This window comes from Flavobacterium sp. FlaQc-48 (assembly GCF_044007335.1).
Classification (GTDB): Bacteria; Bacteroidota; Bacteroidia; order Flavobacteriales; family Flavobacteriaceae; genus Flavobacterium.
In genome coordinates this window covers 265,499-287,410 of record NZ_JBIPCR010000001.1, presented here as the reverse complement: position 1 = coordinate 287,410, position 21,912 = coordinate 265,499, and the positions used below count along the sequence as shown (strand labels likewise).

The 21,912-nt window shown below is 33.4% G+C and carries 22 protein-coding genes; 9 read left to right on the top strand and 13 right to left on the bottom strand.

Features of this window, described 5'->3' with window-relative positions; translation table 11 throughout:
* Positions 1–21 precede the first annotated feature (21 nt).
* Positions 22–186: a hypothetical protein gene (locus ACHRWY_RS01200; protein ID WP_395351722.1), complete on the top strand. Its 165-nt coding sequence runs from the start codon at positions 22–24 to the stop codon at positions 184–186.
* A gap of 78 nt (positions 187–264) precedes the next feature.
* On the opposite strand, the gene ACHRWY_RS01195 is transcribed toward ACHRWY_RS01200, so the two are convergent.
* Complete coding sequence (locus ACHRWY_RS01195; RefSeq protein WP_395351720.1) at positions 265–867, bottom strand: hypothetical protein; 603 nt, start codon at positions 865–867, stop codon at positions 265–267.
* 367 nt (positions 868–1,234) lie between these two features.
* On the opposite strand from ACHRWY_RS01195, the gene ACHRWY_RS01190 reads away from it, so the two are divergent.
* Positions 1,235–1,639, top strand: coding sequence for an XRE family transcriptional regulator (locus tag ACHRWY_RS01190; RefSeq protein WP_395351718.1), 405 nt, complete (start codon positions 1,235–1,237; stop codon positions 1,637–1,639).
* A gap of 82 nt (positions 1,640–1,721) precedes the next feature.
* Here ACHRWY_RS01190 and ACHRWY_RS01185 read toward each other — a convergent pair whose 3' ends face one another.
* From ACHRWY_RS01185 to ACHRWY_RS01150, 8 genes are all read right to left on the bottom strand, one after another.
* Entirely contained in the window at positions 1,722–2,108 is a 387-nt protein-coding gene (locus ACHRWY_RS01185) for a hypothetical protein (RefSeq protein WP_395351716.1), read from the bottom strand.
* A 188-nt stretch (positions 2,109–2,296) separates the two neighbouring features.
* Positions 2,297–2,965: a hypothetical protein gene (locus ACHRWY_RS01180; RefSeq protein ID WP_395351715.1), complete on the bottom strand. Its 669-nt coding sequence runs from the start codon at positions 2,963–2,965 to the stop codon at positions 2,297–2,299.
* Positions 2,966–3,119: 154 nt separating this feature from the next.
* On the bottom strand, positions 3,120–3,776 hold the full coding sequence (locus ACHRWY_RS01175) for a hypothetical protein (protein WP_395351713.1): 657 nt from the start codon (positions 3,774–3,776) through the stop codon (positions 3,120–3,122).
* 667 nt (positions 3,777–4,443) lie between these two features.
* Positions 4,444–5,022 carry a DUF4833 domain-containing protein gene (locus tag ACHRWY_RS01170; protein ID WP_395351711.1) on the bottom strand — a complete coding sequence of 193 codons (579 nt, stop codon included), beginning with the start codon at positions 5,020–5,022 and terminating at the stop codon, positions 4,444–4,446.
* Between the two features lie 194 nt (positions 5,023–5,216).
* On the bottom strand, positions 5,217–5,648 hold the full coding sequence (locus ACHRWY_RS01165) for a GtrA family protein (RefSeq protein WP_395351709.1): 432 nt from the start codon (positions 5,646–5,648) through the stop codon (positions 5,217–5,219).
* A 1-nt stretch (position 5,649) separates the two neighbouring features.
* Positions 5,650–6,336, bottom strand: coding sequence for a CDP-alcohol phosphatidyltransferase family protein (locus tag ACHRWY_RS01160; protein ID WP_395351707.1), 687 nt, complete (start codon positions 6,334–6,336; stop codon positions 5,650–5,652).
* A 153-nt stretch (positions 6,337–6,489) separates the two neighbouring features.
* Entirely contained in the window at positions 6,490–7,296 is an 807-nt protein-coding gene (locus ACHRWY_RS01155) for a phytanoyl-CoA dioxygenase family protein (RefSeq protein WP_395351705.1), read from the bottom strand.
* A gap of 223 nt (positions 7,297–7,519) precedes the next feature.
* Positions 7,520–8,308, bottom strand: a complete 789-nt coding sequence (locus tag ACHRWY_RS01150) for an SDR family NAD(P)-dependent oxidoreductase (protein ID WP_395351703.1) — start codon at positions 8,306–8,308, stop codon at positions 7,520–7,522.
* Between the two features lie 408 nt (positions 8,309–8,716).
* On the opposite strand from ACHRWY_RS01150, the gene ACHRWY_RS01145 reads away from it, so the two are divergent.
* The gene (locus tag ACHRWY_RS01145; RefSeq protein WP_395351701.1) at positions 8,717–9,118 is read left to right on the top strand and encodes a lipocalin family protein; all 402 of its coding nucleotides are present in this window, start codon (positions 8,717–8,719) and stop codon (positions 9,116–9,118) included.
* A 233-nt stretch (positions 9,119–9,351) separates the two neighbouring features.
* On the opposite strand, the gene ACHRWY_RS01140 is transcribed toward ACHRWY_RS01145, so the two are convergent.
* On the bottom strand, positions 9,352–11,727 hold the full coding sequence (locus ACHRWY_RS01140) for an outer membrane beta-barrel protein (RefSeq protein ID WP_395351699.1): 2,376 nt from the start codon (positions 11,725–11,727) through the stop codon (positions 9,352–9,354).
* 197 nt (positions 11,728–11,924) lie between these two features.
* Here ACHRWY_RS01140 and ACHRWY_RS01135 point away from each other — a divergent pair, with 197 nt between their 5' ends.
* Both ACHRWY_RS01135 and ACHRWY_RS01130 read left to right on the top strand, forming a co-directional pair.
* The gene (locus tag ACHRWY_RS01135; RefSeq protein ID WP_395351697.1) at positions 11,925–13,499 is read left to right on the top strand and encodes a histidine kinase; all 1,575 of its coding nucleotides are present in this window, start codon (positions 11,925–11,927) and stop codon (positions 13,497–13,499) included.
* A complete protein-coding gene (locus tag ACHRWY_RS01130) occupies positions 13,496–14,191 on the top strand; it encodes a LytR/AlgR family response regulator transcription factor (protein WP_395351695.1) in 696 nt (231 codons plus the stop codon). Before ACHRWY_RS01135 ends, ACHRWY_RS01130 begins: the two co-directional genes overlap by 4 nt.
* 141 nt (positions 14,192–14,332) lie before the next feature.
* Here ACHRWY_RS01130 and ACHRWY_RS01125 read toward each other — a convergent pair whose 3' ends face one another.
* From ACHRWY_RS01125 to ACHRWY_RS01115, 3 genes are all read right to left on the bottom strand, one after another.
* A complete protein-coding gene (locus ACHRWY_RS01125) occupies positions 14,333–14,620 on the bottom strand; it encodes a response regulator (protein WP_395352489.1) in 288 nt (95 codons plus the stop codon).
* 133 nt (positions 14,621–14,753) lie between these two features.
* Complete coding sequence (locus ACHRWY_RS01120) at positions 14,754–16,178, bottom strand: amino acid permease (protein ID WP_395351693.1); 1,425 nt, start codon at positions 16,176–16,178, stop codon at positions 14,754–14,756.
* Positions 16,179–16,286: 108 nt separating this feature from the next.
* Positions 16,287–16,844 (bottom strand): hypothetical protein, encoded by a 558-nt coding sequence (locus ACHRWY_RS01115; protein WP_395351692.1) that lies wholly within the window; start codon positions 16,842–16,844, stop codon positions 16,287–16,289.
* Between the two features lie 182 nt (positions 16,845–17,026).
* Here ACHRWY_RS01115 and ACHRWY_RS01110 point away from each other — a divergent pair, with 182 nt between their 5' ends.
* The 4 genes from ACHRWY_RS01110 (at position 17,027) to ACHRWY_RS01095 (ending at position 21,512) form a co-directional block, all read left to right on the top strand.
* Positions 17,027–17,437, top strand: coding sequence for a helix-turn-helix domain-containing protein (locus tag ACHRWY_RS01110; RefSeq protein WP_395351690.1), 411 nt, complete (start codon positions 17,027–17,029; stop codon positions 17,435–17,437).
* A gap of 306 nt (positions 17,438–17,743) precedes the next feature.
* Complete coding sequence (locus ACHRWY_RS01105; RefSeq protein ID WP_395351688.1) at positions 17,744–18,901, top strand: peptidoglycan-binding protein LysM; 1,158 nt, start codon at positions 17,744–17,746, stop codon at positions 18,899–18,901.
* 20 nt (positions 18,902–18,921) lie between these two features.
* Positions 18,922–19,416, top strand: a complete 495-nt coding sequence (locus tag ACHRWY_RS01100) for a DUF4280 domain-containing protein (protein ID WP_395351686.1) — start codon at positions 18,922–18,924, stop codon at positions 19,414–19,416.
* Positions 19,417–19,421: 5 nt separating this feature from the next.
* The gene (locus ACHRWY_RS01095) at positions 19,422–21,512 is read left to right on the top strand and encodes a phospholipase effector Tle1 domain-containing protein (protein WP_395351684.1); all 2,091 of its coding nucleotides are present in this window, start codon (positions 19,422–19,424) and stop codon (positions 21,510–21,512) included.
* Positions 21,513–21,912 lie beyond the last annotated feature (400 nt).

Genomic DNA, 21,912 nt, shown 5'->3' with positions numbered 1-21,912 from the left:
ACATACTTAAAAAAATAAAACATGCTAGAAATCTGGATCGCTTTATCCATTACAGGGATTGTACTATTAGTACTGATAGTCTTTATATTCATCGAGATTGCAAAGACCAGAAAAGCATACCAAAAGGATTTAGACCGATATTCAGACCCTCATGAGAAAGAATTTGAAATAAATGACAAAGAATAATTATGGTATGCCGCCTTATAAGTAATCTTACCAGGAATTATAAAAGTTTTCATTTTATTATACCCATGTAAAACCTCATTACCAATTATTTATCTTTTGAGATTTATCAATAATTTGTTTTAAAACCGAATTGAAATGATTGTTTAATCCATTAGAGGCATCTTCTAAAAGAAGTTTTCCCTCTTTATCATAAATAGCCACTCTATCGTTCTTGCCTTTTACAAGTTTTAGCGTAGTCCAGCCACTGCTGCCCCAGCCACTTGTAGGTTTGTAAGTTGCTTCATACCATCGCCTGCATTCAAAAACAGGAGTGTTAATCCTGATCTTACCGTCTTTAAAAAGAAAGGATAACGTATAAGACAGGTCATATTTATAATTTCCTTTTCCAAAACCTCCAGCGCTATGCCTTACAGGCAGGGCATTTTCTTCATACGCTGTCAGACTAATACTTTCCCCTTCCACTACATTGAGTCCTTTTTGTGGGTTACTGTACATCAAATTAATCGCATTGAGTACATTTTTGTACAAATCCTTTTGTTTTGCGTTTGGCACATTCACTACCGTAAAATCGCTATTGTCGTTTGATACGAAGCCTTGAGGGGTTAGTTTAAAATATTGAGCGAAGCTTAGCTGTGTAACAAGCAGAAAGATGGCAATACTGAGTATTTTTTTTATGTTCATAATTTGTAAAAATTCAAGGTTATGAGTAATTGCAGCATTATCTGCTGTTTGATTCAAACAAATTTACTCTGGGACGATACGAAAAACAATACCTGATTTCATGGTTATTTGATGTAAATTTTCTCCACTCTTTTGTCTTGTTTTCTACTGCATCGGGCATTTTGATTAAAGAATATAAACCCTCGTCAGGTCAGGGTCAGGATCTCCGGCGGCATTATACCAGAAAATATTGGAGTAAAACAGAAATATAACCGGTATAATATCTGACAAAAAGGATCTTTTACGGGATATTTTTTTATCTTTGAAATTCAGGATTTTTTATCCAAATGGCTTTATCTTTGAGCCTTTAGAAAAATTAATATTCGTTATGGAACAGAAAATACATCAGGGAAGAAACATAAAACGTTTCAGAGAAATGCTTAACATAAAGCAGGAAGCATTAGCTTATGATCTGGGAGAAGACTGGAACCAGAAGAAAATTTCTATGCTGGAGCAAAAAGATGTAATTGAAGACAAACTGCTGAAACAAATTTCGGCTGTATTAAAAATTCCTGTTGAAGCTTTTCAGAATTTTGATGAAGAACAGGCGATTAATATTATTTCTAATACTTTTGACAATTGTCAGCAACCTGCATCTGTATTTTACAATTCTACCATTAATCAAATTGATCAATTTATTAAACTTCATGAAGAAAAAATTGAGTTATACGAGCGTATGTTGAAAGAGAAAGATGAAATGATGGTGAGGCTTGAGAAATTAATCAATAAATAATTATTTATAGAATATATATTAAAACAAAAAAGAGACTTTGGAGTCTCTTTTTTGTTTTGGGACTACCGACTTTAGAACTAAATTAATCCCTATTTTCGGAACTGTAGTTTATTTCTTTTTTTTTCATAATAAAAATAATGCCGGAAGTTCCTCCACCGCCTGTGCCTTGATAGCTACTACCTTCTTCTAATGTAAGTGTCTCAACCAGTTCAAAATCATTTTCAACCATATAGTTTAATATGGCGGCATAAGATTTTTTGTTAGTCAGTACCTGAGAATATTCTTGTCCAGCTTTTATCTGTTCTGGCAAGTCTCCAAGATCAACAATTACATTGAGTTTTTTGGAAAGCAATTTACCCGAGACGGAGATATAAGCATATGAAATTGTTTGACTTGTCTCTTTTTCTGTTTGCGAGAAAGCAGTAAAGCTAATTGTCGCAATAAGCGCGATCATAATAAATTTTCTCATATCAGTATAAATTTTCGATTGTCCCTTAGCATTATGAATAACGTTTTAATAATACAGTAGGTTTAAGAATAAATTAAACTCTATTCTCGAATTTGCCACCCAAGCTAAGTGAACAGGCGAGGCAAATTACCCCAAATACAAAACCAACTTTCCATTAAGCCTATTGCTTAAATCCGTTGTAGTAGTTGTTAGTGGCTGCTATTTTTAATAAGTTCCTTCGTCTTTTCTTCTATTGATTTGGCAATTAGAACTAATAATAAAATTGTAAGCTTCAAATAATCTCTGTCTATAATTCTTTTTGTTCCTAATACAAATTGACTATTCTCATTAATTTTTAAATAAGTTTCATTGACATAACCGTTATTATGCAAAATAATATTTCGTGTGCTGAATAATTCAATAATATTAGGTTTATGTTCTTCAATTGATGGAAAATCCAAATTGAAATTATTTTTAAGGAATTTTATTTTATCATTAAAAGATGAATGTGAAAACTTTAAAATCGTTTTTCTTAGAAGTTCATTGTTTTCCTCAGTAGTTTCTTGATTTATCAAAAGGTAGTGTGTGTCTAAAATATCATTTAAAAAAGCTTCTGTTCGTGCAATTAGATTGATAAAACAAAAAGTGTAGATCTCTGTTTCGTAGCTTGATATTTCTAAATTTAAATTTTTAAAGATTTCCATACCTCTTTTTTCCTCAACATCTCTATCCTTTTCATTGAACTCATTTAGAATGTCAGGATATTTATCCTTAAAAAACATATATGATACCAATGTGCCAGTTAAAAAATGGTCGACATTCAAAGTGTCTTTTCGGAAATCATCGATATTTCTACTTATTCTTTCAATTAAATTCATAATGTTTATTTTCCTTGCCACTAACGTTCTTGTAATATATCGGGTTTGGTATTAAATTATCTCCATTCTTCGGATTTGCCAAATCATCCCATACAAAACCATTTTCCCATTAAGCTTATTGCCTAAATTCGTTGTAGTAGATGTTAGTGGCTGACTATTTGGGTAAAAAGTAATTATTGAAAACTCTTTTTATCAAGTCCCAAATTGCATTTGCATTTTCAGGAGTTACATTTAATTGAATTACAACACTAATAATTGTACCGACAAATAGATTTATCCAATCAAATTTCCCTAATTCTTTAGCCGTTTCACTTAAATGGTCAAGTCTTAAAATTATCTCATTTTGCTGGTTTAAAATTAAAGGAATTGATGAAAGGCTATTTTTTAGGATATCTATTTTTTCTGAAATTTCAGTATACTCAGAAAAAGAAAATTTTTGGTTACTAAAGTTATTAATATATTTTATTTCTGAGATTTCAGTTTTAAATTGTTGCCAAAGATTTGGAGATGTAACTTCTCTTTGTAAATAATATAACCAATTTTCAAAAATATTTAAAGCTTGATTCCAACTTATTTTAGAAGTCGAATCCATAATTTGTTCATCACCTGGAGAATGATTTACGAATAATGAATTTGCATAATTTGAATCAATAAATCTGAAATAAAAATCTTTATTTGCTTTATATTCTATGTGAGTATCATATACTCCCATAATATCTTTTTCGATTAATTCAAATTGATTATGAGAAAAGAAATCAACTTCTTGAATTAGTTCAAAAAGAGAATTCTTTTGAGATGTTAATAGTTTCATTTTTTAGTTGGTTTTTAGTTTGCCACTAACTTGTATATATTGCCTAACAATATCCGACATATCTATCCTAAATCGGGTCGATATATCGGATAAATATTAATATTTATTTACTTTCAAAAATAGGATTTTTATTTCATAAATCATTAAACTGACTTCTATTTGTTGAATACTTTTTAGTACTAACTTGGATGTAAATTTCGTTGGTCTTGCTGCTTTAATGACCTAATAACCCGATCGCGCGGATTTGCAATCCGTGCCCGCAAAGTATATCTTAACAAATAAAAAAAAGAAAATCTAGTTTTTATTAATATAGGAACGGGCACGGAAAGAATTTCCGCGCTATCGTTGCGTATATCTAAGCGATTGGGTTTTTATTTTTGCATTTCAAATATAACCCGATAGCGCATATTTGCAATCCGTGCCCGCAAAGTATATCGTAACAGATTAAAAAAAAGAAAAATCCGGTTTTTATTAATATAGGAATGGACACGGAAAGAATTTCCGCGCTATCGTTGCGCATATCTAAGCGATTGGGTTAGTAATCTGTATTTCCGCACCACCTGCATTGTTTATTTCTTCTAAAAATTCTTCCATATACTTTTTTCATAATAATAACGATTTTTGAATTATAAGTCAACACTTCAAAAGAGTTTTTTCTGATTTTTTTTTATTTCAACAACATCCTCTCAGTAATCATTTTATTTGAAGAAGTCTCAATTCCGGTAACTTCGGCATACTTTACATTGGGTAACCAAAAAGAACCTCCTTCAATGCGTAAAAATATTTTTTCTACCTGGATTTTTTTCTGATTTACACTTACAAAAACATGATATTTTTGATCTGAATCTATCTTTTTCAAGGTCAGGGGTAACTTTTTATATGATACAAACTGAAGCTCAAACTCCTCATTGTTTAAAGTTTTACTTTCTATTCCGTAGGCAAATTTGCGTTGTATATAACTAAAATCTTTTTTGTCCCCTTTCTCAGCATATCGAATCCAATACGCTTTTATAGGATTGCTTTTGTCTATTTTTCCATTTTCCTGGTAGTTTATGGCATAAATAGCCGTGTTCGTATTGGGGTCGCGCTGAATGTAAAATAGCATATTATCTATATTCTTGGGCGTTGGAAAATGTAATGGCGACGGATTTTTGGATTGTGCCAATAGATTTTCAGAAGTCATGTTTACTAAGATCGTTATAATGATTAGTGATCTTGTAAAATATTTAAATTTTAATTTATTCATAAACGAAATATTTTATAATATATTGGGGGCTATTATTTTAACACATAGAAACATAGATAACAGGACGTTTAAAAAAGGCGTTTCACTTGTTTAAAACAAACATAGCTATGTGTAAAAAAAATAGTTTCTTTTGTTATATTCTTTTTACGCATCTAAAACCTATGTTTCTATGTGTTAAATTTACGTCCAGCGGATTAATTTGATTCGATTGCATTCTGTTTTTCGTTTGCCCTAAAAACCCAATATTTAATCAGTGGATAGTTAAATCCATAAGAAACAAAACTATCCGTGATTAATCTTCCAATTCTATAATCGATTTGAAATACTTTCTGCAAAATAAGCGTCCCAGATGATTTTAAGGAAATGCTTCCCAAAACCACCAGCGCAAATTTAAAAAGCTGACTATTGATGCGGCTGCTATAACCCGATTGATTTTTAAATACCCAAAATCTGTTGATGCTGAAATTGATAACTGCACCAATAGTTCCGGAGATGAGAATAGAAAAGGTAAAATGCAGTTTAAATACTTCTGTCAATAAAATCATTACCCCATAATCGGTAATGCCGCCTAAAAATGCTGCAACTTGTGCTTGCAGAAAAGTCAAAACAGATTTTTTCGGGAACATATCAGCCTTGGTTTTTGTCTTTTAAATCGCCCAGCTTTAAAAGCTTTAAGCTATCGCTAGTATTGATTATAAGCAAAATAACAGAAATTAAACCCGCCAGATAGGCAATTGATCCCTGAAATAAAACTTCGATAATTAAAAGTAAAGCAATAATAAACCGAAGTTCTGTTGGGCCAACAAAACCGGAATCTATACGGTATTCATTTGTGATTTTATAGCGTAACTGGCTGATGATGATAGACCAGCCATACAATGCGACAAAAGCAAAGGCTACTATTTGTGTGCCATTTTCAGCATAAATGTAGTAGCCAAAGCCTATAAGTACAATACCAATCCAATCGGCAATAATATCAAGTGCAAAACCATACCAACGGCGTGGAATATTTCGATAATAAGCCAGTCTTCCGTCTAAAGAATCGCCTAACCAATTTATACCCAAACCGATAATACCTAAAAGCAAATACCAATTTGCTCCATAAGTACCTAAAACAAAAGCTAAAAAAACGAATCCCGAACCAACTGTACCCATTAAAGTGAGTACGTTTGGCGAAATGAATTCAGGTATCTTTGGAAGCAAAAATACAATCGTTGACTGTTCTGCTCTTTTTAAAATATTAGTTCGCTTACGGTCTGAAAATGTTCTTTGTACAATTGCACTATGATCTTCAAGCTGTGTTTCTTTTCCCATTAATAGCGCAAAATTTGTAAGCCTGATAGTATAGCCAGTTCTAGTTTTATCATTTTTAATTTTATTTTCCTTTGCGTATTTTTAAAAAAATCGGTGGTTCTTTTTAGCTTACCTGATCTGACCAGATAGCTAAATGCGAGGATAATCAGCATATTATTTAACAATTCCCGCAAAACGTTGATAGAAAACCGTTGGACTGTTCTCATTTTTAGGAGCATATTTTCCTGCTATAATCGGGATATAAATCACTCTTCTTCTACTCTCTTCGCCACGGATAGATGATTCTGCCACTCTGTGCCACAAACGGCCATCGTGAACAGTTAAATCTCCGGCTTCCGGATTGATGGAAACTTCCTCCGGATCGGCTTTATTGTCTAAAAAGTATTTTTTACGAAAAAGCATCTGGTAAATACTTTGCTTGTGCGTACCCGGAATGATCTTAAGACCGCCGTTTTCGGGTTTTAAAGTGCTTAAGTGAATCCCCACATTGAGCATCGGGTTTAATTTTGCACCATAAAAAATATCTCTCAAACCATCTGTATGCCACCCCATTTTAGTAAACTTACTTTCTGGCCCGTTGATATAATGATTGAAAACCATTCCGTCTTTTTCTTCCGTACCTAATCTTGCGCCATCGCCTGCCAACGGTAATAAACCATTAAATCTTGGATCAAGTAAAAGACCGCTTAAGGTTTGATGATGCTGATTGATAAAAGCAAAACGTTGTACAATAGGAGAACCGTCTAAATCTTTTCCGTATTTAATAGGAACACCATTTATTTTTTGAAGGTCATTGTCAATCCATTTTTGCTCCACTTGTTTCGAGGCATCAATGATGGATGAAACAGTTTCGGGATTTATAAATTTTTTGAAATGGATAAAGCCATATTCGTTAAAAAAGTCAATTTGCTCAGCAGTTAATTGCTCAGTTAGGGTAAATGTTTTATAAGAAGATATCATGATAATATAGATTTAATAAATGAAAGAATAATGTTTGAATTTTATCTAAAGGACTAGCAACAGCAACAACAACACATTCGCATGTTTGTGTGCATTCGACCTTTAGGAAAATTAAACTTATTTCTTTTATTTGACATACTCTATAGAATTAGTAGATATTAAAACAAATGTAATATAATTTCTCTTTCGCAAAGAATTTTTTTTTATTTTTTTTTTGAAAAAATTAAATTTTATAAATTCCGGCTGCCGTTTTTTCGATAATAGCCTTTGGTAGTATGCGGTTGGCATAAACCGAAATGATATTGGTAAAACCCGGAATAACTTCTGATTTTTTGCTGAACATGGCTTTTACGGCCATTTTTGCCACTTCATCAGGCTGCATATTAAACTTTTCGGCCATTTTGCTAAAAGCGTTTAAGCCGGCTCTTGCAGCAAAACCAGTATCAACCGGGCCCGGACTAAAACAGGTTACTGAAATGGAAGTTGGGGCAAGTTCGAAACGCAAGGCGCGCGTAAACGATAAAACAAAAGCCTTGGTAGCCGAATAAACAGCCAGCGTAGGTACGGCCTGGTAGGCAGCAGTACTCGATATATTTAAAATGTAGGCTTGTTTTTGTTGTAAAAGTACGGGTACTAATAAATGTGAAAGCTCTACCACTACATTCATGTTAAGCTGCATCATGCCAAGCTGATCGGTTAGAGAAGACTCGCTAAAATCGCCCCACACGCCATAACCGGCATTGTTAACTAAAAAGCCAACTGGATAGTTATTCGTTTTTATCCAATCGCTTACCTTTAGCGCTGCACCATTTATCGAAAGATCAATCGATAAAATAGCAGCATTGATACCGTATTTAACCTGAAGATCATCAGACAGTGCTTTTAATTCCTCGTCACTTCTTGCCACAAGCAATAGTGGATAACCCTGTTTAGCCAATTCATAAGCAATAGATTTTCCAATGCCTTTGCTGGCGCCGGTTATTAAGGCATACGGTTTCGTTTTTTCGCTCATTTTATTCATTTAATCATCAAATATAAAGATTAATTGCAAACCGTAGGCGGTGCAATGTGCATAATGATTACCCCCTGCCTCCCCTATCCTCCGGGACTTATTGCACTCCTCATCCTTTAAGCCGGCAGGTTGTTTCCCTAAGCTCATCATCCAGCTCTGGTTCCTTATTTTATAATACCCCATCAATCGCCAACAGGAGATCCAAACCAAATTCATAAAGCCAATGAAAGGCAGACACTGGATATAAGATAGGTCAAACTCTTCAAATCTTGCATAAAATTTCTAGGAATTTGTCCCGTAGAGGTCACAAAACTTAACCATCACAGGTAACAATACTTACAAGATTTATCCTATATTTGATTTTCGACATTCAATTCCAAATAACCTAAAAAACCAAATTCAAAGACGATGAAAAAAATTTACCTGCTCCCCCTATTTTTAATCATCTTAACCTCTTGCTCAGGCGATAGCGAAATCATCCCCGAAGACACATCAGGAAACATTCAAGGGGTCTGGCAGCTAAAGGCATTGTATGCTTCTGGTATAAGACAGCCCTTAAGTGCCTGCCGTTTGAATGAAAGCATGGCCTTTGAGCAGAATGCTGTTATGATGGTACAGGCCAACGAAACCGGCAACACATCCTGCAACATCAGTACCGTGAATGGTACCTTTTCAAGAAGCGACAATACCTTATTGATCACATTTCCTAATGAGAACAAAAAAGTCAAAATCAAGGAGCTTACTAAAGTCAAATTGGTTATACTCTCTGAGAATAATACAGAGAGAATGGAATATGAAAAAGCGAATTAAGCTATTGGGCAAACGCTGCCAATAATAGACTAATCTCTTTTGGTCTTCTATAAAATGGTATAAGATATGTTCTTTAAGGGCCATAAAATTAAAATCCCATTTCTTGCAAAATGGGATTTTAATTTTATGGTTTTTCCATTCTGGTTTACCATCTTAAATTTATAAAAACAGTCTTTTGGAGTCTTAAAATTTACTTTTACTAATAAAGAGAATTATAAACGTCAGGTAATATATTAATTTCGATTAGCACTATTCGCCTGTCTGATTGCTTTAGGATCGGTTAAATTAAAGCGATACACAAAACTTAAACGGTAACGGGCGGCATTGGGAATATTGTTTTCAGCAATATAATAATCTGTTCCGGTTGTGGTACTTTTATTCTGGCGTAAGTTAAAAGCATTGGTGACATCAAATACAAGTGTAGCTTTATCTTTTAATAAAGTTTTGCTCAGACCAAAATCCAGAGACTGCAGTGCATCGTTTTTGGTCTGCGCATTTTGCTGTGCCCCCCGAAAGTTGTAACGACCCTGAAAACTAAATTTTACAGGCAATTTTATCTGAGTATTCAAACGTCCTGTAAAGGTTTGGCCTTTGTAGTCTAAGTTTTCCTCCTGATAACTTCCTTTTTGAGTGAAATGATAGAAATTCATTTCCATATTGATCTGCAGCCATTTTACCGGATTATATAATGTAGAAAGCTCTGCGCCACTGCGTATTTCATGTTGTATATTAATAGGTGTTGTAAAAAATATATCATTTTCACGATAAGTAAAATCCTGAATATAGCCGCTTTCCCATTGATAATAAACCGAAGGATTCAGTGTAAAGGTTTTCCATGTTTTAAGAAATGCCAGTTCAAACACATCTGTAAAAGAAGGATTAAGATCAGGATTGCCAATATATTGCGAATTTAAATCGGTCAGTTCATTAAAAGGATATAAGGCATATAAAGACGGGCGATTTATACGTTTACTGTAATTTAATTGTAAAGTCGCAGCGTCAAATTTATAACTCAAATTTACGGTAGGAAACAATTGGCTGTATTTTTTATCATCATTATAAGTATTTTTGACATCTGTAATAGCGATTTTGGTAAACTCATTTCGCAGACCCAGCATATAATTAAATCTGCCTTTCTTATTGCTGTATTGTGCGTAACCGCTGGCAATAGTTTCGTCATAATTCATGTCGTTTTCAATATTTTGGTAGATACTCCACGTATTTCCTTCTTCCTGTTCTGCTAAAAAATTACTGGCAACTTTACGGATTTCTGTTTTAACGCCAAATTCAAATACTGAAACACTGTCGATGGGCTGCGTAAAATCACTTTGAACAAGCAAATCCTTACTGCTGCCAATTGAGCTCGTTCTAATGCCTGGATACTTCAGGACAGTTGGATACAAACGCTGAGTCGAAAGATTCCAGTCTTTATCGCTGTTCCACCAATCATACTGAACATCAATCGTCCATTTTTTGGCCGGCTGTTTAAAGGTTTGTGTATAATTAAACTCTAATTGATTGTAATCTCTTTTTTCTAATGATTTTCCCTGTCTTGTCAAAGTACTGTCTTTTGCATGGTCAGCTTTGTTGTAATTGTACAACAAATGAGTTTTGTCATTGTCTTTTGTGGCATTTTTTAGAAAAGCGGCAGTAATGGTCCGATGCTCATCAATAAAATAATCCGCACCAAAATAAATCAATTTGCCATCGTCGTGGCGATCTTCGTTCTGCACATGGTTTAAGTAAGATAGTGTACCGTTATTCATTGTAGACTGATTGGTAGTATACAATCCAACATAATCAGAAGAACGGATACTGAAATTAGAAAAAATATTGATTTTTTCCGATTTATAGTTGATGCTCGGATTAAGTCTGCTGTCATTTGGAGAACCTGCAACCAATCGAACCTGACCGCTAAAACCGCTTTTTTTGTTTTTCTTCAAAATGATATTGATAATCCCTGCAGAACCCGAAGCGTCATATCTCGAAGAAGGATTCGTAATCACTTCTATCCGCTCAATTTGGTCCGCTGCAATTTGATCAAGTGCGTTATTTTGGGTTAAACCCGATTGACGCCCGTTGATCAATACCAAAACGCTGCTGTTCCCGCGAAGACTTACAGATCCTGTGGGGCTGACCGCAACAGACGGAACACCATTGAGAACATCATGTGCAGAACCATTCTGCGAAAGCACATCTTTGCCAACTTCAAAAACTTTTTTATCCAGCTTTAGGCTGATGTTTGGTTTTTGTCCGTTAATTTCTACTGCGTTCAATTGTACGGCATCTGTAGACAAACCTATAGTTCCTAATTCTGTTTTCGGCCTGCCCGAAATAATTTCAAATGGCTGTGCATAATTTTGATATCCCATGAAACTAAAAGAGATCGTCATTTTACCAATTGGCAATCCTTCTAAATTAAAAATACCCTTATCGTCTGTAACGCCAATTACTACGGTTTTCAGGCTGCTGTCTTTTACTGAAACCGTTACGTACGGCAAAGCTACTTTGGTCGTCTTGTCCTCTACTTTTCCGGAAACACTGATTTGCTGGCTGTGGCCAAAAAGATGAAAAAATAAAATTAAAATACAAGTTATGAGGTTTTTCATGTTAGGTGTTTTTTAGACTACAAGGTTAGCTGATAAAAGAAAATGCCGTCTTTTAAAACATGCAAACGGCTCCAATACCTTTTGAAATGCATTTCGCTATTCAATATTTATGCTATCTTTATCTTATGTATCGTCTCCCCTTTTTTATCGCTTTTTTACTACTTTTGTTTACATCATGTGAACAGTATACTGATTATGTGAAATCAGATGTAACCTATTATAGCGATGATGATCATCCAAAAGATTATTTGGGCAAATCTGAAAATTCTGTCTTCAAAGTTCCTATACCTGTTGAACTGATTGAACGCGAAAAAAATGCCGGCCCATTAGGTTTACAAGTGAACGCTTTTGGTGCTTTTGATGTTTACTGGGATGGCGTTTTTGTAGGACGCAACGGCAAAATGGCCCAATCAGGTCAGGCCGAAGTACCGGGAACTGAAATGACTTATTATCAAATACCCGAAGATTTAGCTTTTACAGGTAAGCACCGTGTCACGATAATAGGAACACAATCGCAATGGCGGGAAGCGTACCGTGGCATTCATGTAAAACTTGAAAGCTATTTAAGATTGCATCGCGCACCGCTTATTGTGATGTCATTTATGAACCTTATGGCAGGAGCTTTTCTTATTGCTGCTATTTATTATTTTTTTCTATATATAAACAGTAGCCGTAAAGAGACAACGGTTTTGCTTTTTGGAATAATCTGCCTGCTTTTTTTCTGTCTTTTAATTATTGAATATGTCAAATTTTATATAGATATTCCGTACATTCAATATTACACACGATTGAAGATTGTTGGCTGCCTTACTTTTGCAATTTCAATATTGGTTCCATGGTATTTTATGCTGCAGTTTGACTTCAAAAAAAAGCGGTTGTTTTTGTTTCTTTTGTTTACCAGTCTTATTGCAATCTACATTATCTATTATGGCCATTATGACAGGACCGCTATCTATTTTAGTTATGCTATGTGCCTTGTTTCCTTAATTATTGCCACCAATGCGGCAGCCCGTAAAATTAAAGGCGGATTAATTGTTGTCATTGGCTTGCTGGCAAGTGTGGTTGTGAATTACTTTTTATTTTATGATTTTGGATTGTTTATCGCTTTTACAATCATTGTATTATCGATGCTTTATCTCCACACCATTCGGGCAAAAGCTATCGAAGAAGCTCATAACGCATCATTATTGCTTTCGTCAAGACTGCAGTTAGAGCTGATTAAGAAAAATATTCAGCCTCATTTTCTTCGCAATACATTAACTTCTTTAATTGACTGGATCGAAGAAGCTCCACTGCAGGGCGTTATCTTTATTCGCGCGCTGGCAGATGAGTTTGATATTATGAATTCTATCGCCGAAGAAACACTTATTCCCATAAGGGAAGAAATCAGCTTATGCCAAAAGCATTTGCAAGTAATGTCTTTTCGCAAAGAAATTTGTTATGATTGGGAGGAAAAAGATATCGACGAAAAGGAAGAAATTCCGCCCGCCATTATACACACTATTGTAGAAAACGGTATAACACACAGTATGCCTCCAGCACATGGCTGTATCTGTTTTTGTTTGAGTTTTACCAAAGAAAAAAACTATAAACAATATTCATTGCTGACAGCCGCAAAAAACCGAAAAACAAAAAAAGACAAAAGCAGCGGTACTGGTTTTAAATATATAAAAGCCAGACTGAATGAAAGTTATGGAGACAACTGGCAGTTTGGTTCTTTTGCTGTAGAAGAAGGCTGGCTAACGACCATTAAAATTTTTGATACAAAATGAAGATTCTAATTATTGAAGACGAGGCTAGAATTTCCAAACGAATAGAACGAATGACCCGGGATTTTTTTGATAAAGAAGTTCAGATTTTGCTTTGCGATTCGGTTGAGAATGGTTTAAGCACGATTGAAACGAATTCTATTGATTTACTGCTGCTGGACTTGAATTTAAATGGCGAAGACGGATTTGATATACTGCAATCTGTTGTCGTGAAATCTTTTCAAACCATTATCATATCTGCTTATACTGATAAAGCTATTACGGCGTTTCATTACGGCGTATTGGATTTTGTACCCAAACCATTTGATCAAAATCGGCTTTTCCAGGCTTTTTTACGTTTTACATCGCCAGAAAAACAACCTGGTGGCGACCTTCAGTTTTTAGCGGTAAAAAAAGCAAAAACAATTAAACTCATCAATATTACAGACATACAATATATAAAAGGAGCAGGAATTTACACAGAACTGCATGTAGCAGACGGACACGTTGAACTTCATGACAAATCTTTAGAATCATTAGAAAAACTGCTTCCACCATCCTTTCAAAGAATCCATAAATCTTATATTCTTTGCTGGCATGAAGCCGATAAATTGGTTGTAGAATCCGGCGGAAGATATAATATGCTGCTTAAAAATGGCGAATTATTACCCGTAGGCCGTTCAAAATATAAAGAAATAAGACATCGAATGATTTGAATACTTATGTTTTTCAAACAAATTACAGCTGTTTTAAATAGTAAATTTTAGGAGACCACTCCAATAATCAAAATAATGATCTCCAATAAATCGTTTAGATATTTGAGTGTCTGGGAAGTTAGAAGCAATACTTTCAAGTCATTATACTTTTTTCTCAGACTTTTCGGCTAGAATTATCTTTTGTAGGGACTTAAAAAGCTTTCTAAAATTTGCACGTTTCTTCAAAAACTGTACTTTCCTGAATTTGGTCATCGCTTCCTCTATCCTAAGTCCTGAACTTCGAGAATAAAGTACAACTGGAATTCTTTTTAGGCCTTTAATGTCCCGAAGTAATTTAAGAAATCCCATTCCATTAAGATATAACATGTTATAATCCAGGAAAATTATATCTGGTGATAATTTTGAATCCTGAAGCTTTTTTAGTACTATCTAGTCTGTATAAACATCTAAATTCCTGGTGGTTTTGTCTTAAAGGTATCCCTGACAGCATTAAAAAAGGCATTGATAACCAACTATATGCTGACAATCAATGCCTGGTAATGAATAAGGTAGTAAAAGCTGTTTATTTTTTTGTTTTAAAAACTTTATAACATGCAAAAAGAATCCCCAGCCAAATAGGAATTAATTCTACGGACAACTTCATATTTGTGATCCACATGATGGATAAAATACCCAGTAAAAACACAAAACAGATGTAGTTACTTACCGGATAAAACAAGGAAGGAAACTTCGTTTTTGTGTTTTCCCTGTCTTTCGAACGTCTAAATTTCAGATGGGTATAAGAAATCATAACCCAGTTAATAACCAGGCAAGACACCACTAAAGACATTAAAATACTAAAGGCCTCTTTTGGAATTACTTTATTTATTAAAATACAGATCGCTGCAAAGCATGAAGAAATTAAAATAGCATTAATAGGTACCGATTGTTTGTTTAGCTTCATTAAAAACTTAGGAGCATTGCCCTGATCTGCTAAACCATATAACATACGTGAGTTGCTGTATACACTACTATTGTATACTGATAAAGCGGCAGTTAATACAATTAAATTAAGCACATTAGCAATAAGGCGTGTAAAAAATATTTTGTTGCCAAAAAGCTCAAATTCCATTCCGTTTAAATTTTGAAAAACCATTACAAACGGACTGCTGTCTGTAGTAATTTGCTGCCAGGGTGACAAAGCAAATAAAATGACCAATGCACCTACATAAAATATAAGGATTCTATAGATAACCTGATTGGTTGCTTTTGGAATGTTTTTTTGCGGATTTTCTGCCTCAGCAGCGGTAATTCCAATTAATTCCAGACCGCCAAAGGAGAACATAATCAGCGCCATTGCAGCTAATAAACCCTGAAAACTGCCATCAGTTGTTTTTTCAAAGAAACCTTTCGGGAAAAAACCTCCATCGTTATATAAATTATGAATTGTCGCATGCTCTCCTCCTGTACCGCTTATTAGCAAGTAAGTACCAAAGAGGATCATGGCAATAATGGCAGCAACTTTTATGATTGAAAACCAAAATTCAGTTTCTCCATACACTTTTACCGAGGCAAAATTCAAAGCATTAACAATCAGGAAGAAAAATAAACTGGATGCCCACAGCGGAATTTCAGGCCACCAAAACTGCACATAAACACCAATGGCTGTAAGTTCAGCCATACTAACCAGAATATATAAAATCCAATAATTCCAACCGGATGCAAAACCGGCAAAAGAACCACAATACTTATAGGCAAAGTGACTAAAACTTCCTGATACCGGTTCTTCTACCACCATTTCGCCCAGCTGTCTCATAATAAAAAAAGCGATAATTCCGGCAACAGCATATCCTAAAATAACAGAGGGCCCTGCTAGTACAGCCGCCGGGCCAATACCAAGAAAAAGACCTGTTCCTATTGATCCGCCTAAGGCAATTAACTGAATGTGGCGATTAGTCAGCCCACGTTTAAGCTGATTGTCCTGCGCGTCTTCCTGTTTTATTTTCACAAATTAGATTTTTTAAATGAGCCAGATGCACTCACAAATGTATAAACCGCGAAGATAAGTTAAAAAAGGAATCGTACAAAGCATGCACTATGCTAAAAGGTTATTTTATTACGCTACAGGATCCATCTGATCCGTTTTCCTGATTTTCTCAACACCCCTTTCTCTTATTAGTTCCCCCGCATCGAGCATTTTGATTAAATGAATATAAGGCGTCGTCAGTTCAGCGTCAGGATCTCCGGCATGGGGAGACAATGAAAGCTCTACGATTTGGCACAGGAATAATTCAAATTCTTCAAGCGTATTTTCGCCAAATGCTTTCTGAAATACAATAAAAGGATTCTCGTATTCTTCCTGAGTCAGGGAAGTAAGATGAAATACAGTTTCACAGCACAAAGAATCTTTCACTTTCCATTTTTTGCTTTTCTTTTGGAGACCGTAACAGACTTTAAGAAAAAAGTTGAAAGCAGTATACAAGACAAAAACATCAGAAGGGTTGTCCTGTTTGTATACTTTTGTTTTACGGCTGTAAATTACCATTTCACTTAAATTCTGTTTATAATAATCAAGGTAGGCAAAGGCAAAAAAGGCATCAACTTCCCTGAATGGATTTCCTTCTGCCAACCCTGTCCAAAAGCTGGTTTCGAAAGACATTTTATTCTTTTTCATTGTACGGAGATTTAAAATTCTCAAGCGAAGTTCTATTCTTTAGAAAGGATAATCTATTCTGGAAACGGGTATAATATCTGACAAAAACAGCCGTTTTAAAGGATATTTTTTTATCTTTGAAATTCAGGATTTTTAATGCAAATGGCTTTATCTTTGAGCCTTTAGAAAAATTGATATTCATTATGGAACAGAAAATACATCAGGGAAGAAACGTAAAACGCTTCAGAGAAATGCTGGGCATCAAACAAGAAGCATTGGCTTTTGATCTGGGAAATGACTGGAACCAGAAGAAAATTTCGATGCTGGAGCAAAAAGATGTAATTGAAGATGATATACTGGATCAAATTTCACATGCCTTAAAAATTCCTGTTGAGGCTTTTCAGAATTTTGATGAGGAACAAGCGGTAAATATTATTTCTAATACGTTTACAAGTAATGATACATCAACATTAAATGCAGTTAACCCACACTGTACATTTAATCCAATTGACAAAATTGTTCAATTATATGATGAAAAAATTGCATTGTATGAGCGTATGCTGAAAGAGAAAGATGAAATGATGGTGAGGTTTGAAAAATTGATTAATAAATAATTAATTATTGAAGATATAATTCCTTAAAGAGACTTTCGAGTCTCTTTTTTTGTTTTAGAACATTATTTTATGGGTGAGAAGTTAGGAGATATTCGCTTTTCAATAAGAACTCTTTGGAGATCGGGGAATATAAATCTGATTTACACAAGTACCTTAAGCTGCTAACGACTTAAAAACAAGGAGGTTAAAACTAACAAGAAAAAACTTAATTTTTATCTTTATATTAATTGTTATTTTTTAATGTTTGATTTTTAAATGTAAGAAAAAGATGTATCTTTAAAGCTAAAATAAATCTTACAAATTATCATGATTACTGGTGAAATTTTAGACAATTGGGGAGTAGTTAAACACTTTACTTACAAGATACAAAAAGGAGATACTCCTACTTCGGTAGCAAATAAACTTGAAATAACACTCTACGAACTTAGGCTTTATCATAACTTTAATTGCATTGAAGATTGTGATGTGATAAATGCTGATTTTCCAAGTCATTTACAATTTGTTCTTTTAAAACCAACAAAACAGGAATCAGATTGCGAGCAAGAAAATTCAAAGCCAGTAAAAGTAATTTTCGATAATGAATTCAAGATACCTTTCGATAACGTAAGAGGTAAAAACACCTACATGGTGCTTCAGACCATTGAAAACGACAAGCATTTACAAACTATAAAATATAAAGCAAGTGTAGAATGTATTAAAAAAGATAAAAATGGATATTCTTTATTTGAAATTGATAGAGTCTCTAAAGTATATTTAAATAATGCTCAAACTGACACCATAACAGATACTCTGGCAGAAGAAGTCTCAAGTGTTTTATACCCACTATTAATAGTTGTGAATCAGGAAGGAGAATGGATTGATATCCATAATTTTGATGAAATAGGCGAACGATGGATTTTAAAAAGAAAAAGAATCTTAGAAAAAAATGAAGGCGAAGCTATAAATAAATACTTAAATGCTGTCGATTCTATATTAAATGATGTAGAAAATCTACTTCAAAATCTATCCGATGATTGGTTTTTAAAAGTCTTCTTTAATGGAATCCATACTACTTATACTTCCGATTTATCTTTTATAGCAGAGGCAGATTTTGCTATTACACCTAAAGATGATGCTCTAATATTCAAAGTAACTCAAAAAATTGATGAGTACCTAAATAATATGAATATGATAGTAATTGAAAAAAAGGGCACGCTGGTAAATACATCAAAAGAAACTGCTGTTGAAAAAAATAATTTTTCAGGCAGCTACCATTCCATTTACCATTTGAATCCAAATACCTATAACATCGAAAACGCAAGTTTAGAATGCGATATCATTGATGATCTTACTAAAAAAGCTATAGTTAAAATCTACAATCTCAATGACAAAAAAGTTATAGCTTCTGAGCAAAAGCATGAATTTTTTGTAGGCGAAACTACAAAAAAGGAAAGTTTTTTTAAGGGTCTCTTTAAACTCCATTAATCAAGAATAAGTTAAGAATTATGAGTAAAAAACACATTGTTGTAAACGGTGCAACTCTAAAATGCAAATTTAGTGTTGAACCTAAGCTTGATAAATTAAAAGTAAAAACGCAAAATAAACATTATGCAAATGATAAAGATGGTAATAAGAAACTTATAGCCACAGATAAAGAGATTGGTCAGGCATTAGAAAAAAACACCTTCGGAAAATGTAAAATGCAACCTAACGGAAGCGGAGATTATTTACCATGCCAAGCGATAATTACAGAATGGAGTGGTTTTTATGAAAAAATAACCTTGTCTAATAAAGGTAAAGCATTACTAGAAGATAGTAAAGGAACTTGTCCGATTGGTGGACCTGATTGTATTGAAGTTAAAAATCACGGGCAAATAGCGGAGCCTAGTGAGCAAAATTTTATTAATGCAAATCCTGATGTACACAATCTAATAAATCCCATGTTTAATATGGGCGAATTTCAAAATGAACTAAACGGAATACCTGAAGCTAAAAAATAATATTTATGAATTTTTTTATAAAAGGAGACTCAAGACCTATAATTGGTAAAAGTGTTTATTTATTAATGTACACCAAGACGGCTAAAGACCAGGAAAAAAAGAAAGTGCAGTTATATGTAAACGAAAAAGAAGACAACCATAAAGAAGTAGATGGAGATAAAATTGTAAAACAGCATTGGACACTTTTAAAAAACGGAAAACTGTTTTTAGATTTAGGTAACGATGGTCGAGTTACTTTTAGTCAGGCAAGTTTGGGGATCAATTATACAATGGTTGTTACTTTTACTGATATTCATGGAGCAAAAGATACTGCAAAACTTAATATTACGCCAGTTGCAGGAACACCAAGTATAGAAAATCTTAAATGGCAAGATCAATATTATCGCGACCTAAACGGTAAAGCAATTGGCTATTCTGATAATGTTCGTTTGTTTATTCATACACTAAATATTCCGGCAGGAGACAGACTTCAAGTAACTATTTGGGAAGACGAAGGAACAGACGGACACGCTAATAGTTCTAGAAACATGGGCACCTATACCACATCTCCTGTTGATAAATATGGAAAAGCAGAATTATATTTTAACAATATAAAAGCATATCAAAAAATACTAAACGATAAAGATTTTAGGGACGAAAATGAACATGAATTTTACGCCCAGGTTAAATATATAGGGAAAATTGACACGATACAAGACACTATACAACTTAAAATTATAAATGATCTAAAGAAAACAGTTGAACCTCCTAAAAATAATAGTCTTGCAAAAGTTGCTGCTCCTGATAAACAAAAAAAACCTGCTAATAAGGTAGGCGTAAAAGTAACTGTGAATGTGTTTTTTGATGGAACGAAAAACAATACACAAAATACTACAGACAGACTTGCATTTCAAAAAGAAAAAGAAAGCAAAACTTTTAGTAAAGATGCAAAAGCATATATTAATAATGCTGGAAAAGAAAGTAGTTACCATAATTATTATTCAAACGTATCTATATTGAATCAAATTAATTTAGTTACTACAGATGGCGGATATAGAGAAATTAAAATTTACATCGAAGGACCGGGAACTGTAGATAATGAGAAAGATGATTTTATGGGATATGCCTATGGTAGTGGCGATACGTCAGGAATTCCAATAAAAGTAAATAAAGCATTTATTGAAATTGAAAAAGAAATAGAATTGCTAAAGAAAAAGAAATTAATAAAAGAAAATGAATTTGTAAACGAAATTGAATTGACTGTTTTTGGTTTTAGTCGAGGTGCCGCAGCAGCTCGCAATTTTGTATCTCAAAGACGAAAACTACAAAATTTGTATGATTTAGAGTCTAGTAAATTTACAATAAAATTTGTTGGATTGTTTGATACAGTCTCATCCTACTCTAAGAATGCTTCTTTATCACCAAATTTTGATAATGATGTTGAAGGAAAACAAGGACTAGGATTAAAAATGGAAGGAAATATTAGAAAAGTTGTACATCTTACAGCTGCAGATGAATATCGTAATAACTTTTCACTTACTAATATCAAAAGCTCTATTTTAGCAGGAGTTGGGTACGAACTTTCCTTGCCGGGTGTGCATAGTGATATAGGTGGAGGTTATGAAGAAGACCAAAAAATAGAAGACAGAAGTTTATCCTCTAACATATCTTTATTTACTAAAATTAAAAAGGAGCTTATAAAGGAAGGTTGGTACACTCAAGAACAATTTGTTGAAGTAGAAACAAACAAAGATGATAGTACTGATCATTTTGAATTTGAGCTTCATGGTATTCGTAAAAATATTCCAAACAGTTATCAATTTATTCCATTACTAATAATGGTACAACTTGCCGAAAACTATGGACTAAAATTTGAAAAAAAATTAATGGAAAAAGGATTAGACTATAGTGTTCCAGAAGATTTAACTGGCGTTAAAAATTCTCTACTAAATTATGCTATAGCAAATGATGGAGCCCATAGTAAAGCAATTTCTTTTAAGATCGAGAAACTGTTATCAATACGTAATAAATACCTTCATCGTTCTGCTTCAACTTCTATAGGCATGGAGGGACGATATAAAGATGGAAAACCTAATAGAAAAATTATCGACGGGTAATCTTTTCAAAATGATTAATATTCGCAATATATAATAAACCTATCTTAATAATGAAAAATAATATAGTAAAACATTTAACAATTAGATTAGTCATTCCTGTCTTTATTTTATTTCTAATATGGATATTAGGAGGTATTAATAATAGAGGTTTAGAACAGATACTGTTCTTTTCATTTTTTTCAAGTATTCTGATTTTTATATTTAGCATATTTATAATAAATGAAACTATTTCTTTTTATCAGCAGAAAAACCTAACGTTAAGAAATATTAATATTGCTTTATTAATATTTTCTATTACTTTTTTTGTTTTCATGGCAATTATAACCGTTGCTCTCGTGAATTTTTAAATATACAAAAATGAAAAAAATATCCATCTATATAATTACACTAATGCTTTCAA

Bases quoted from the DNA above. Each gene is read 5' to 3' on its own strand.
- ACHRWY_RS01200 (WP_395351722.1), top strand. From the start codon at position 22: ATGCTAGAAATCTGGATCGCTTTATCCATTACAGGGATTGTACTATTA.
- ACHRWY_RS01195 (WP_395351720.1), bottom strand. From the start codon at position 867: ATGAACATAAAAAAAATACTCAGTATTGCCATCTTTCTGCTTGTTACA.
- ACHRWY_RS01190 (WP_395351718.1), top strand. From the start codon at position 1,235: ATGGAACAGAAAATACATCAGGGAAGAAACATAAAACGTTTCAGAGAA.
- ACHRWY_RS01185 (WP_395351716.1), bottom strand. From the start codon at position 2,108: ATGAGAAAATTTATTATGATCGCGCTTATTGCGACAATTAGCTTTACT.
- ACHRWY_RS01180 (WP_395351715.1), bottom strand. From the start codon at position 2,965: ATGAATTTAATTGAAAGAATAAGTAGAAATATCGATGATTTCCGAAAA.
- ACHRWY_RS01175 (WP_395351713.1), bottom strand. From the start codon at position 3,776: ATGAAACTATTAACATCTCAAAAGAATTCTCTTTTTGAACTAATTCAA.
- ACHRWY_RS01170 (WP_395351711.1), bottom strand. From the start codon at position 5,022: ATGAATAAATTAAAATTTAAATATTTTACAAGATCACTAATCATTATA.
- ACHRWY_RS01165 (WP_395351709.1), bottom strand. From the start codon at position 5,648: ATGTTCCCGAAAAAATCTGTTTTGACTTTTCTGCAAGCACAAGTTGCA.
- ACHRWY_RS01160 (WP_395351707.1), bottom strand. From the start codon at position 6,336: ATGGGAAAAGAAACACAGCTTGAAGATCATAGTGCAATTGTACAAAGA.
- ACHRWY_RS01155 (WP_395351705.1), bottom strand. From the start codon at position 7,296: ATGATATCTTCTTATAAAACATTTACCCTAACTGAGCAATTAACTGCT.
- ACHRWY_RS01150 (WP_395351703.1), bottom strand. From the start codon at position 8,308: ATGAGCGAAAAAACGAAACCGTATGCCTTAATAACCGGCGCCAGCAAA.
- ACHRWY_RS01145 (WP_395351701.1), top strand. From the start codon at position 8,717: ATGAAAAAAATTTACCTGCTCCCCCTATTTTTAATCATCTTAACCTCT.
- ACHRWY_RS01140 (WP_395351699.1), bottom strand. From the start codon at position 11,727: ATGAAAAACCTCATAACTTGTATTTTAATTTTATTTTTTCATCTTTTT.
- ACHRWY_RS01130 (WP_395351695.1), top strand. From the start codon at position 13,496: ATGAAGATTCTAATTATTGAAGACGAGGCTAGAATTTCCAAACGAATA.
- ACHRWY_RS01115 (WP_395351692.1), bottom strand. From the start codon at position 16,844: ATGAAAAAGAATAAAATGTCTTTCGAAACCAGCTTTTGGACAGGGTTG.
- ACHRWY_RS01110 (WP_395351690.1), top strand. From the start codon at position 17,027: ATGGAACAGAAAATACATCAGGGAAGAAACGTAAAACGCTTCAGAGAA.
- ACHRWY_RS01105 (WP_395351688.1), top strand. From the start codon at position 17,744: ATGATTACTGGTGAAATTTTAGACAATTGGGGAGTAGTTAAACACTTT.
- ACHRWY_RS01100 (WP_395351686.1), top strand. From the start codon at position 18,922: ATGAGTAAAAAACACATTGTTGTAAACGGTGCAACTCTAAAATGCAAA.
- ACHRWY_RS01095 (WP_395351684.1), top strand. From the start codon at position 19,422: ATGAATTTTTTTATAAAAGGAGACTCAAGACCTATAATTGGTAAAAGT.